Here is a 13,425-nt window from a genome sequence, read left to right on the forward strand (position 1 = left end):
GGACTCAATATGACAGACACGGTCGATACACAACCAAAGACACAAGCGTTCTCGTTTGGCGAAGCTGAATCAGTTAATAGCTACTATGAATTACTAACTCACTTTCAATGTGTGCATAATGGTAGCTTTTATGAGCTGCCATATTCTATTAATGCTCATGCAAAATACTTCTACACCTTATTATATTTACGCAGTGCGTTACAGCTCAAGGCCGACATCTTGACCAGCTGCTACATACCGCATCCGTTACTAGATCGCCAAGAGTTTGCAAAGTTGGCCATTGATTATCTTTGGTTCGGCAATGCTTATACAGAGCGAGTGCTATCACGTACTGGTAAACTACTACAGCTCAAGCATAGCCCTGCTAAATATACCAGAGCAGATAAAGATGGTAATTATAAATTCATTACGCAGCCGCATCAGTTTGATCAAAGCGAAACCATCCACAACTTTGGTAAAGACAGCATTCATCATCTACTACAACCAGATGTCAACCAGGAGATATATGGTGTACCTGAATGGCTACCCGCGGTGCAGTCGGCCCAGCTCAATGAAGCAGCGACTAAGTTTAGGTTACGCTACTATAATAACGGTAGTCATGCCGGTTATATACTATATATTACCGATCCGCAAATGAATGAAGATGACATCGATGAATTAAAGACAGCACTGAAGAATAGCAAAGGCCCAGGCAACTTTAGAAACCTAATGCTGTACTCACCGAACGGGGAGAAGGACGGCCTGAAGCTGCTACCCATCAGTGAGGTCGCAGCAAAGGATGAGTTCTTTAACATCAAGTCGGTTAGCCGCGATGATCAACTGGCAGCAGCGCGGGTGCCACCGAACATCTTAGGCATCGTGCCCACCAACACCAGCGGCTTTGGTCCCGTCATTGACGCAGCCAAAGTCTTTGCTCGCAACGAAGTGCTACCACTACAGAATAGATTCACCGCCATCAACTCATGGCTGGGCCAACAGATCATAGCATTCGTACCATACAAGGTAGAGCCAGACGATGAGGAAAACAAAACAAAATAATAAAATATAAATATTTTTTATATTAAATTCTAAATGATAAGCGACCCAAATCGCTTATCATTTTTTTTGGCATCTCGGCCCCCAGGCTCCGCGCTCAACTCCCCGCTCCACCCGCGACTAAAACGCGCGCTTTTTTTGTTAACGTTGGGGAGAGGCTGGGCAAGGCAGGATATAGCGGTGCATGACATTTTTGGTGCTGAAATAATCACGTGAAATCACAACGTATCGCAGGATTCGATAAAACTGGGGAATGGGCGGTTTGACAGTCTTATTGGCGGCTCAATCCCACGCAAAAATATATGGGATAAGCAAACTTAGGTGCTGTACGCGCATAGAATCAAGGTTTGCGGGTGGTAGGTCAGGTTTGGGCAATCCCACGGGCCGTCCCAGCGTGGGATTGGTTATAAATTGCAGACATAAAAAAACCTGCTCAATGGCAGGTTCAGTATAGGTTTGAGACAATCTAATCACTATCGAAAAATGGTGGGGCTGGAGAGACTCGAACTCTCACACCTTGCGGCGCTAGAACCTAAATCTAGTGCGTCTACCAATTCCGCCACAGCCCCATTTTCGTTACTCTATCATCAAAAGCAATTAAATTCAAATGCTATCTAGACAGTTAACTGATTCGGTAGTGCGTCTCAGTGGTTGGCAATTATATAGAGTTTGCACAGTTTGGCAACCCCTATTTACAATTATTTTGAATTATTTGATCATTATTTTTGCTGATTATTATAAATAGCTGATATTTCTAGAGTTTTTATTTGACGCTTTTGCGTCTTTAATTTTTATTCATCTGTTCTTCTAATGAAGAGATATCTAATTGCTGTAACTTACGTGTCAGGGTATTGCGTCCCCAACCAAGTAAGTTAGCGGCTGCTATCTTTTTACCGCCACTATGATTGAGCGCTGCCATAAGTAAGACACGTTCAAACCCAGGCGTTGCCGTCTGCAAAATGTCGACTGCGCCAGCTTGTAGCGACTGCTCAGCCCAGTCAGCCAAGGCTTGCTGCCAACTTGGGGCTTTAGGACGGTTATGAATTTGGTTGTTTTGAGCAAGTTCCAGTGATGCTAAGCTTTGATCTTGATGCAGCTCGAGAGTAGATGAGATATTTTCGAGCAGCTCTGGTGGTAAGTCATCAACCATGACCCTATCCCCAGTTGCCATCACTGTCAACCATAGGCAGACATTCTCAAGTTGACGGACATTACCGCGCCATTCAAAAGACTGCATAATCTGTAGCGCCGCAGGGTGTAGCTGCTTTGGTGCTGTATTCATTTGCTCAGCAGCGCGCTGCATAAAGTAGATAGCTAATGCAGGAATATCTTCGCGCCGCGTCCGTAGTGGTGGCAGCGGTAAACGAATGACATTCAGCCGATAAAATAAATCCTCACGGAATCTGCCTTGTTTGACCAGCTCTTCTAAATTTTGGTGAGTAGCGGCGATGATACGTACATTTACTTTGACAGGCTGCTGGCCACCCACGCGATAAAACTCCCCATTGGCCAGTACGCGTAGCAAGCGTGTTTGGGTGCTAAAGGGCATGTCGCCGATTTCATCCAAAAATAACGTCCCGCCATCCGCCTGTTCAAAACGGCCTTGGCGCATCGTCGTCGCGCCAGTAAACGCCCCTTTTTCGTGACCAAAAAGCTCAGATTCAATTAAATCATGTGGAATAGCCGCCATATTGAGAGCAATAAAAGGCTGCTGCTGCCGCGGTGAATGTTGATGTAAAGCGCTGGCGACCAATTCTTTACCGGTACCTGATTCACCCGTAATCAAGACAGTAATAGGTGAGTGCGCCAATCTGCCAATGGCGCGAAATACCGTCTGCATGGCTTGTGATTGACCAATGATCCCGCTGGGATTGTTATTAGCTTTGGTGTCAGTTTTAACTTCAAGTTTATTTTTGGCTTCTTTGTTAGAGCGGTTTTGAAGCTTGGTTTTGGCATTGGTTTTGGCCTCAGATTTTGAATGAGTATCGTATGCTATCGCAGTGGTTATGTTGGTAGCAGGCTCGGTTGCATGGCTGGTTACTGCCATATTCGGTTGATAATTAATCGCTTTATAAATCGTAGTAACTGCATCATCTAAGTCGAATGGCTTCGGCAGGTATTCAAATGCGCCTGTTTGATAGCTATTAATGGCAGAAGTGAGGTCTGAGTGCGCCGTCATAATCACGATTGGTAGCTTAGAAAAATGCTGATGTACCCAATCACTAAAGGACAAGCCATCCATTAGAGGCATACGAATATCAGTCAATATTACATCTGGTAACTGCGCGGCTGACTCTCGCTGTTGCAATATATCGTTGAGACGTGTCCATGCTGCCTGCGCTTGGGTAAAGCTAATAACCCTAAGACCAGCATCTTCAAAAGTGTCCGCCAATATCAAACGCAGTGCTGCATCGTCATCGATCAGCCATAAAGTCGCCGGATTATCATCAGGAGCATTATTGACCGTTACTTTTATTGTTTTATTATTAACAGCTTGGTCAGTCATTATTTGATCGTCTGACATTTGATTATTGCTTTTAGGTTTATGGTTGTCGTTATATTTGGTCATGTATCAGGCCTAATGAGCAGTAGATTGGTTCAGTTTATGATTCAGCAATTCGCGAGTGAGCAGCGTTAGGCAGTGCAGTACTGTGGTTTACGCATCAATTACGGGCTGACGAAAAGGCAGGTATAGTGTAAAACGCGTCTGATTATTGTTCTGACAATTGCTATAGCTGTTTTCACGACTGTCGTTAGGATTTGGGGATTGGTTAGAGCTGACATCAATCATACCATGATGAAGGCTGATGATATCTTGCACAATGGACAAGCCAAGACCAGTGCCTGCAGCACGGCTGGTCACCATAGGGAAAAATATTTGCCCGATAATATCTGAATCAATCCCTGAGCCGTTATCAGTGATAGTCACTTGTAGCACTTGTTTGTGCTGCTGCCCACCGATCGTATGTTGAAAGGCAACTCGTGTTTGAATATCTAGTTTGGGTTGATAGTTCCCATACTTACTATAGTTACCGTTAGTACTCAATGGCGTGATATCTGATGGTACGCGGCGCAATTCAGTAAATGTATTATGCTGAAGTGCTTGTTCAAATTCGGTCATCGATTCACAAGCGTTATTCATCAGGTTTAAAAATACTTGAATCAACTGATCTTTATCAGCACATAATTCAGGCAACGATAAATCATAATCGCGCTGTAATGCCACTTGTGGATATTGATGAACTATCAAAGCTAAAACATACTCTAATGGTTCATGGATATTAAGAATTTGCCAGTTTGGCAGTTGACTGGAGCCAAGGAATTGCCCGATAAGCTGGGTTAAGCGATCCGTCTCCGAGATAATAATATCGGTATAGATACGTAGTTTGTCAGCGGTTTTTTGCAGGTGGTTGTTAGGGTTTGAAATGGGGTTTAAAATAGAATCTGCATGGTTAATAACAGCAGGATCGTTGGTATTAAGAGTAGAAGAGTTGCTGTTAAAAATAGAAGCGTCACTGAATTTTATAAATTGCCGCTGTAATAATTGTGCGGCACCGCGAATACCAGCAAGCGGATTTTTGATTTCATGGGCGACTGAGCGCAGCATATGACGGGCAACGCTATATTGCTGCTGTTGGCGCTGCTCCTCTGAGATACGACTTTGGCGATCTTTGCCCCACATCTCGATGATAAAATAATTCTGCTGCTCATAAATGACAGGCGTCACGCTATAGTCGACTGAGAGGGGTGAGTGACCATTTAATGGTGTGCTTATGAGGTGATCATGATCGATAAAAGGTTGTTGATAGTGCTGCGCTTGATTAAATCGTTCCGTTAAAGAGTAGATTTGCTCATCGCCATCGCCGTTATTAATAATAGGGCTGTCTTTTGACTTTAATTCCGCTGGTGCAAGCAGCGTTAATATAGATTGATTGAGTAATCGTCCACGACTGATAGCGAGTAGTTGCTCAGCTTGGGCGTTTAGCCAAGTAATAGACAGCTCGTCATTGACCCATAAGATAGCCGTAAACAAATGCTGTGATATAAATGATAAGTCAGGGGCCGGTTTTGCGCTTACAAAATTAGCGGTCATTAGTAATGCCTAGGATTGCGAGATACTCGATATAATATTTAACCATAAATCAACACTATAGGGCGGCAAAACTGGTGATTATCACAAAAAAAACGTACAATGCGCACAGCCAATTTATCTCTAGCAAGGTCAGCTATGCCCAAAACTTCTACCGAGTCCGTTAAAACGACTATTATTACCTCACCGTCAGTTTCTACGCCAACAGCTTCTATGCCAAAAGACACTGCCACCATTTTTAATCCTGCTAAGCCGACAATGGTGTCAGAGCAAAGATTGTCAGACAGCAGTCAGCCTTACCATCATAAAGCCAATCACAATCAAAATCGCAGTATTGCCCAAAGTAGCGATGCGACTTTAGGTGCTTTATCGACTGAAAACGCACCAGTTAACGCAGCACCAAAGATTGGTTTTGTATCGCTAGGTTGCCCAAAAGCCTTGGTGGATAGTGAGCGCATTATCACCGAACTTAGCCGTGATGGTTATCAGGTTGCCAGCGATTATGAAGGCGCAGATTTAGTTGTCGTTAATACTTGCGGCTTTATTGAGTCAGCAGTCCAAGAGTCACTAGATGCGATTGGTGAGGCCATTAGTAAAAATGGCAAAGTGATTGTCACCGGTTGTCTTGGTAAAGAAGCGGATAAAATCCGTGCAATGCATCCTGCTGTATTAGCCGTTACTGGCGCGCATGCGTATGATGAGGTCATTAGAGCCGTTGCGCTGCATGTACCTAAGCCTGACCGCAGTTTAGACGCAAACTACGATCCAAAAATAAATTTGATTAATGAGGCGGGTATCAAATTAACGCCTAGCCATTATGCATATCTAAAAATCTCAGAAGGCTGTAATCATCGTTGTACGTTTTGCATTATTCCAAGCTTACGTGGTGATTTAGTCTCGCGCCCGATTGATAGCGTAATGAATGAAGCCATGGCACTGAAAAATGCTGGCGTGAAAGAGCTGCTTATTATCTCGCAAGATACTTCCGCTTATGGTTTAGATTTAAAATATAAGACCAGTTTTTGGAATGGTATGCCGCTGAAGTCTAAATTTTATGACTTATGCCAAGCGTTGAACGATTTAGGCATTTGGGTACGTCTGCATTACGTCTATCCGTATCCGCATGTCGATAAAGTCGTTGAATTAATGGGTGAAAAGAAACTGCTGCCTTATTTGGATATTCCTTTCCAGCATGCTAGCCACAGTATTCTAAAAGCGATGAAACGCCCAGCACATAGTGAAAACACTTTAGCGCGTATCCATGCATGGCGTGAGATTTGCCCTGATATCGTGATTCGCTCAACGTTCGTCGTTGGCTTCCCTGGTGAGACAGAAGAAGATTTCCAATGTCTGCTTGATTGGTTAGTCGAAGCACGCCTTGATCGCGTTGGTGCGTTTACTTATTCAGAAGTGGAAGGCGCGGTTGCTAATGACTTACCCAATCACGTACCTGAAGACGTTAAACAACAACGTTACGAGCGCTTGATGACGTTACAGCAAGATATTTCTGCGCAAAAGCTGCAAGAAAAAATTGGTAAAACCTTGATGGTATTGGTCGATGAGATTGATAGTGAAGAGGGTGTTGCGATTTGCCGTAGCTATGCCGATGCACCAGAAATTGATGGACATGTGTATGTTGACGACATCACGGCTGCGGTGAAAGTCGGGCAGTTCTTGACCGTGACTATCGACGATGCCAGCGAATATGATTTGTTTGCCAGTTATAAAGGTTAACTATCCAAGACGATAGGCGCGTGAAAATTGCCCAACAGTGGGCAGTTTTTGCTACAATTAGCGCAATTTAGTCTTTTACACCCCTATCATCGATATCGGGTGCTGTAGACAAGCCCAAAGCCAAACTCTATTTGTATTTTACCGCTAACTTTAATTATAATTTAATGCTAACAAGGTGACCTCATGTCTGACAAAAACCCGCGTTACTCTCGTATCTTGCTTAAACTCTCTGGTGAAGCGTTAGCCGGTGGTAAAGAAATGGGCATTGATAGCGAAGTGCTCGATAAGATGAGCTTGTCTATCGCCCATTTGCGTGGTCTTGGTGTACAAGTTGGTATCGTGGTCGGCGGTGGTAACTTATATCGCGGTGCCCAATTGCAAAAAGAAGGCTTGGTCGGTCGTGTTACTGGCGATCAAATGGGTATGCTAGCGACTGTCATGAATGGCCTTGCGATGCGTGACGCCCTTGAGCGCCGTAATATTAAAACCCGCTTAATGTCAGCATTGCCAATTGGCGAAGTGACCGAAAGTTATAGCAGCCGTAATGCCATTCGCTATCTTAAAAATGGCGAAGTATGTATCTTTGTCGCTGGTACGGGCAATCCTTTCTTTACGACTGATACCGCTGCTTGCTTACGTGGTATCGAAATCGAAGCAGGCTTGATTTTAAAAGCGACCAAAGTTGATGGTGTTTATGACAAAGACCCAAGCTTACATGCTGATGCGGTTAAATATGACGGTTTAACCTTTGATGAAGTGTTAGAGCAGAAACTCGGCGTGATGGATTTAACCGCTATTGCTTTATGCCGTGAGCATAACGTGCCGCTACAAGTATTTGATATGACCAAGCCTAATGCTTTATTAAATGTCATTATGGGCGAAAATGAAGGCACACGTGTTTATCATTAATATAGTAGTCGTTGGCATGATAATAAGATGAGTAGAGAATCAATAACTATCTATCTGGCAATGAGTTTATCTGGTAATGAATACCTTAGTAGTTCTCTATAATTAACAATAATGAATGATTTATCGGTAGCGATAAATAAGGATACATGATGATTAATGAAATTAAGCAAGACGGCGAAGCGCGCATGCAAAAAACGTTAGAAGCGCTTGAGAGTACCTTTAGTAAAGTCCGTACAGGACGCGCGCATCCAGGTATGTTGTCAGGGGTGATGGTGAGCTACTACGGGTCGCCTACACCTTTGAATCAAGTGGCGAGTGTTAACGTTGAAGATTCGCGTACGCTATTAGTACAGCCGTTTGAACGTACGATGGTGCAAGCGATAGACAAAGCGATTCGCGAAGCAGATTTGGGTCTGAACCCAATGACCGCTGATGTAATTCGTGTACCGATGCCAGCGTTGACAGAAGACACACGTCGCGATATGCAAAAGCTTGCGCGCGGAGAAGCAGAGAATAGCCGCGTATCTATTCGTAATATCCGCCGCGATATGATGAATGATATTAAAGATTTGGCAAAAGAGAAAGAAATCTCAGAAGATGACGAGCGCCGCGCCAGCGATGATATTCAAAAAATCACTGACAAGCATATTGAAACGATTGATAGCCGTTTGAGTAAAAAAGAAACCGATTTAATGTCTGTGTAACAGCTATTTGTCTATTTGCCTTAAGATAAATCGATTGCAGTCACTCTCTTAAATAAACAGCCAATGCTACATTGTTATTGGCTGTTTATTGCCGTATAGATGGCAGAGATATTATTAAGTAAGTGAAAGCATTTTTAATAGTTGCCGTTAACATGACTATAGATGCCTTTTTCTTCTTATTTTATAGCGGGTTTATGATAAATATGTGAATTTTATGCAGTGTGTTTTTTATATGCTTGAACCTGCGTTATGATTATTTCACCTCAATAAAAAACAAGTTAGCCTATGTCTATTTCAGATACTTTAGCTCCAGCCCTTCTTCCAAGACACATCGCCATCATCATGGACGGTAATAACCGTTATGGTAAAGTCAATAATTTGGGTAAAGGTCAAGGGCATGTCGCTGGTAAAGATGCGCTAGATCCTATTGTCGAGTATTGTGTTAGTACTGGTATTGAGGTTTTAACGGTATTTGCCTTTTCAAGTGAAAACTGGCAACGTCCACCGACTGAGGTGGCATTACTGATGCATCTGCTTAGCTTAACCATCAATGAGCAAATGCCACGTATGGTGAAGTATCGTATTCGTTTGCGTTTTATCGGTGATCGTAGTCAGCTTAGTGATGATTTACAAGTATTGATGGCAGATGCTGAAGCAGAAACGGCGGATTTTGAAGCCATGACATTAGTCATTGCGATCAGCTATGGCGGACAGTGGGATATTGCTCATGCAGCTAAACAGCTGGTACTACAAGTGCAGGCAGGTGAACTAAAAGCCGAAGATATTGATAAAGAGAGTCTTGGAAAATACGTCCAATTGGCGGATGCGCCGGCGGTAGATATGTTGATACGTACTGGCGGCGAATACCGTCTCTCTAATTTCTTATTGTGGCAATCAGCCTATGCAGAGCTTTTCTTTACCCAAACCCTATGGCCAAACTTTACCGTAAACGAGCTTGCAGCCATGATAGAAGAGTTCGCCCAGCGTCAACGGCGCTTTGGCAAAACTAGCGAACAAATAATGACAGAATAACGGTGCTTTTAAAATAATAGTTATCTTAACGATGTTTTATTAGATCAAATTAAAGACTCAGTTTTTGTTGTTTTGGGAATATTAAGCAGCTTTAATGACTATTATTAGCGTTAATCACTATTATTAGCGTTAAGCACTGTCAATGCGCTATTATAGTGAGCGGTTATCATGCAATTTTGATCAAATGCTCTTCATTACTATAAGGCTCGATACGTATGTGGCAACGAATTAAGACGGCAATTGTTCTCGTTATTATCGTTGGTATTGCAATGTTTGCGAGCCAAAGTCCTATTTTGTTTGCACCGCTATTGGCTATCGGCGTGATTATCGCGGCGCATGAGTGGACTAAATTAATGCCAAAATGGCGTCATCCTGCGTTATTCGTACTATTGGTGCTGGCGCTGACATTAGTGTCGCTGATGTTTAAAGTCACTTGGCTGTTTTGGTGGGCTGCCTCTCTTGTTATATGGTTAATGGCGCTGTCTTGGGTAAGGGTTTTCCCAACAAAAACCAATTGGTATGGTAAGCAATTGGCATTGATGGGGGCAGTGATATTGACCGCATCGATTACCGCTATGTTCTACTTATGGCAGTTATCAGCATGGTGGTTACTCTATGTCTTTTTATTGGTATGGTGTGCTGATAGCGGCGCTTACTTTGTTGGACGTAAGCTTGGTCGCCGCAAAATGGCACCGAATGTCTCACCCAATAAAAGTATGGAAGGGCTGGCGGGCGGTTTAATCACTGGTTTGCTAGTCGTGATTGTAATCAGCGTCTTTAAATTACAATTAACTGGCGTGCCGTTAATCGCATTTGTGGCATTATCTGCGCTGACGATTTTGGCGTCAGTACTGGGTGACTTGTTTGAGTCGATGCTCAAGCGCCGTGCTGATGTTAAAGACTCAGGAACGATTTTACCGGGTCATGGTGGTGTACTCGACCGTATCGATTCGCTGTTATCTGCCACACCGATATTTGCGCTTGGTTTTTGGGCGATACAGCAGTTAGGTTTGATAGTAGTTTAGGACTGGCAAGGTATAACAGATGCTTATTTTATAGCAGCTTATAGCAATTAGGCTGAGCTATTGATCTGAGTAAATGTCTTAGTCTTATTTGTTAATATCTATAATTAATACGCTTGATATCTTTGACGTCTTATTTGTCAGGCGCCTTCTTGATTTCTTATTTAATTTTACACAGTATCATTTATAGGCACCGATGGTTATGACCCAGCGCATCCAACGCATCGCCGTACTAGGCGCGACAGGCTCGATTGGCGATAGCACGTTAGCAATCTTGGCGGCGCAACCACAGCATTACGACGTTTATGCTTTATCAGGCTACCATCGTTTAGATAAACTTTTTGCGCTCTGCCAGCAGTTTTTGCCCAAGCGTGTCAGTGTACCGACAGCAGCAGTCGATGACTTTGCCCAGCGACTTAGTGCGGCAGGTCTAAATATCGAGGTGGTAGGCGGTGCTAGAGGGTTAATAGATATTGCTACCGACTCGCAAACCGATACCGTCGTCGCGGCTATCGTGGGCGCAGCAGGATTGCCTTCTACTTTAGCTGCAGCACGTGCAGGCAAGCGTATTTTGTTAGCTAATAAAGAAGCGCTGGTGATGGCCGGGCAAGTAATGATTAAGGCGGTTAAAACGCACCATGCTACCTTATTGCCGCTTGACTCAGAACACAATGCTATCTTCCAATGTTTACCGTCTGCTATTCAACAAGACAATACCCAGATTCATCAGCCACGTCATGGCGTACGCAAGCTATGGTTAACCGCCTCTGGTGGGCCATTTTTGCAGCAGTCGTTTGCTCAGATGCAGCAAGCTAGCGTCGCAGAAGCGGTCAAACATCCAAACTGGTCGATGGGACAAAAAATCTCAGTCGACTCTGCAACGATGATGAATAAGGGGCTTGAGCTGATTGAAGCTTGCCATTTATTTGATCTACCTGAAAATAAGATAAATGTGGTGATTCATCCACAAAGTATCATTCACTCAATGGTAGAATATAGCGACGGCAGTTTTTTAGCGCAGCTGGGTAGTCCCGATATGAAAACCCCCATTGCTCATGCGCTCAGCTATCCCAATCGTATTGATAGTGGCTCGCAGCCATTAGACTTATTTGCTTTAAGTGGTTTGGAATTTATTAAACCAGATTTGCAAAAATTTGCTTGCTTGCATCTTGCCCGTCAAGCCATGCAAGCAGGGACACAAGCAACAATTATATTGAATGCCGCTAATGAAATAGCCGTTGCTGCCTTTTTAAACGGTCAGATTCGTCTGACTGATATTGCTGATATTAATGAGCAAGCATTGAATGAGATACAGGTGCCACTATTAAATGAGACTGCCGATATCGATGAGATTTTAGCCATTGATGACATAGCGCGTCGTCATACCAATGAGCTGGTGGCAAAAATGGCATAAGCGTATCAAGTACCATTATTCAATTTCTAAAAAATATTGATAAAAGATACTGATAACAATACTGAGAAAAGATCATGACGTTTCTATTAACGCTCCTTGCGGCAATATTTGTCTTAGGTCCGCTCATTGCTTTGCATGAGTGGGGTCATTACATCGTGGCGCGACTCTGCGGCGTTAAAGTGCTCACGTATTCTATCGGTTTCGGCCCTAAACTCTTTGGTTGGACGAGCAAAAAAAGCGGCATTGATTATCGTATTTCAGCATTACCGCTTGGTGGTTATGTCAAAATGCTCGATGAGCGTGAAGGCGAGGTGGCAAAGGAAGAGCTGCATTTGGCGTTTAATCGTCAGCATCCGTTAAAGAAAATAGCGATTGTTGCCGCTGGTCCTATTATGAACTTTGTCATTGCTATTGCTTTATTTTGGGTATTGTTTATGACCCCATCTGAGCAACTGGCCACCAGAATAGGTCAAGTATTACCTGATACCCCAGCTGCGATGGCTCAGCTACCCATTGGCGATAAAATCGTTGCCATTGATGGGCATGAGGTGCAGACGTGGGAAGGCATTAACTATCGCCTTGCTGGACGCATGGGTGAGACAGATAACGTCAGTGTCACTTTGCAATCGGATACAAAAGCTAATGATGCGACTGATTCAACTGCTTTGACCAAAACGTATCAGGCACCCGTTAAAGCGTTTATGCAGGGCGCAGCGCAAGGTAAAGATGCCTTGTCGAGCTTTGGTATGATACCTTGGCAACCGAATATTGTACCGATCGTTGGTGATTTGACCCCTGATGGCGCTGCTAGCCGTCAAGGTTTAAAGGCTGGCGATCGCATCACTGCGATTAATGGTACAGCAATTGAAGATTGGATTAGTGCCACCCGTATTATCCGAGATAGTCCCGAAGTTTTACTGAACTTCACTGTGCTACGTAATGATAAACCAGTGCAGTTACAGATTATGCCACAAGGTAAAAAAGATAATTTAGGTAACGATTATGGGCAGATTGGTGCTATGGTGGCGCAATCTGAAATTGTCATTCCCGATGAGTATAAAACTACTGTTGTTTATGGTCCTGGCGAGTCGTTAGTCAAATCATTTCAGAAGACTGAGCAGTTAGCGGTTATGACGGTCAGCTCAATGGGTAAGATGCTATCAGGTATGATCGGTCTTGAGAATTTATCAGGTCCCATTACTATTGCAAAAGTTGCCAAACAAAGCTTTGATATTAGCTGGCAAATGGTATTATCTACTGCCGCTTTGATCAGCTTAAGCCTCGCTGTATTGAATCTTCTGCCCATTCCTGTATTAGATGGTGGTCATATTGTGTATTATCTCATTGAGCTGATACGAGGTAAGCCACTTTCTGAAGGCGTGCAAATGGTGGGTTTGAATATCGGTTTACTCTTGCTGGCAGGTTTCATGGTGTTAGCAATTGGTAATGATATCAGTCGGCTGTTTTAAAGGATTAGTTTGGAGC

At 43.6% G+C, this 13,425-nt stretch carries 10 protein-coding genes and 1 tRNA gene; 8 read left to right on the plus strand and 3 right to left on the minus strand.

Going from position 1 to position 13,425, the window contains the following annotated elements; genetic code table 11:
* Nucleotides 1–9: 9 nt before the first annotated feature.
* Nucleotides 10–1,038 (plus strand): phage portal protein, encoded by a 1,029-nt coding sequence (locus tag WAZ74_RS04860; RefSeq protein ID WP_422306364.1) that lies wholly within the window; start codon nucleotides 10–12, stop codon nucleotides 1,036–1,038.
* 481 nt (nucleotides 1,039–1,519) lie between these two features.
* Here the strand turns inward: WAZ74_RS04860 and WAZ74_RS04865 are convergent.
* The 3 genes from WAZ74_RS04865 to WAZ74_RS04875 form a co-directional block, all read right to left on the minus strand.
* Nucleotides 1,520–1,604 (minus strand) — tRNA-Leu (locus tag WAZ74_RS04865).
* Between the two features lie 215 nt (nucleotides 1,605–1,819).
* Nucleotides 1,820–3,604, minus strand: a complete 1,785-nt coding sequence (locus WAZ74_RS04870) for a sigma 54-interacting transcriptional regulator (protein ID WP_422306366.1) — start codon at nucleotides 3,602–3,604, stop codon at nucleotides 1,820–1,822.
* An 87-nt stretch (nucleotides 3,605–3,691) separates the two neighbouring features.
* A complete protein-coding gene (locus tag WAZ74_RS04875; RefSeq protein WP_422306368.1) occupies nucleotides 3,692–5,128 on the minus strand; it encodes a two-component system sensor histidine kinase NtrB in 1,437 nt (478 codons plus the stop codon).
* A gap of 135 nt (nucleotides 5,129–5,263) precedes the next feature.
* Here WAZ74_RS04875 and rimO point away from each other — a divergent pair, with 135 nt between their 5' ends.
* The 7 genes from rimO (at nucleotide 5,264) to rseP (ending at nucleotide 13,409) form a co-directional block, all read left to right on the plus strand.
* Complete coding sequence (rimO, locus tag WAZ74_RS04880) at nucleotides 5,264–6,859, plus strand: 30S ribosomal protein S12 methylthiotransferase RimO (RefSeq protein WP_422306370.1); 1,596 nt, start codon at nucleotides 5,264–5,266, stop codon at nucleotides 6,857–6,859.
* A 183-nt stretch (nucleotides 6,860–7,042) separates the two neighbouring features.
* The gene (pyrH, locus tag WAZ74_RS04885) at nucleotides 7,043–7,768 is read left to right on the plus strand and encodes a UMP kinase (protein WP_079692227.1); all 726 of its coding nucleotides are present in this window, start codon (nucleotides 7,043–7,045) and stop codon (nucleotides 7,766–7,768) included.
* A 149-nt stretch (nucleotides 7,769–7,917) separates the two neighbouring features.
* On the plus strand, nucleotides 7,918–8,472 hold the full coding sequence (frr, locus tag WAZ74_RS04890; protein ID WP_422306373.1) for a ribosome recycling factor: 555 nt from the start codon (nucleotides 7,918–7,920) through the stop codon (nucleotides 8,470–8,472).
* Between the two features lie 285 nt (nucleotides 8,473–8,757).
* On the plus strand, nucleotides 8,758–9,504 hold the full coding sequence (gene uppS / locus WAZ74_RS04895; protein WP_422306375.1) for a polyprenyl diphosphate synthase: 747 nt from the start codon (nucleotides 8,758–8,760) through the stop codon (nucleotides 9,502–9,504).
* 215 nt (nucleotides 9,505–9,719) lie between these two features.
* Complete coding sequence (locus WAZ74_RS04900; protein WP_422306377.1) at nucleotides 9,720–10,529, plus strand: phosphatidate cytidylyltransferase; 810 nt, start codon at nucleotides 9,720–9,722, stop codon at nucleotides 10,527–10,529.
* A gap of 193 nt (nucleotides 10,530–10,722) precedes the next feature.
* Nucleotides 10,723–11,940, plus strand: coding sequence for a 1-deoxy-D-xylulose-5-phosphate reductoisomerase (gene ispC / locus WAZ74_RS04905; RefSeq protein WP_422306379.1), 1,218 nt, complete (start codon nucleotides 10,723–10,725; stop codon nucleotides 11,938–11,940).
* A gap of 74 nt (nucleotides 11,941–12,014) precedes the next feature.
* Nucleotides 12,015–13,409, plus strand: a complete 1,395-nt coding sequence (gene rseP, locus WAZ74_RS04910; protein WP_422306381.1) for an RIP metalloprotease RseP — start codon at nucleotides 12,015–12,017, stop codon at nucleotides 13,407–13,409.
* The last annotated feature ends 16 nt before the right edge of the window (nucleotides 13,410–13,425 follow it).

This window comes from Psychrobacter sp., from assembly GCF_049295055.1.
GTDB lineage: Bacteria > Pseudomonadota > Gammaproteobacteria > Pseudomonadales > Moraxellaceae > Psychrobacter.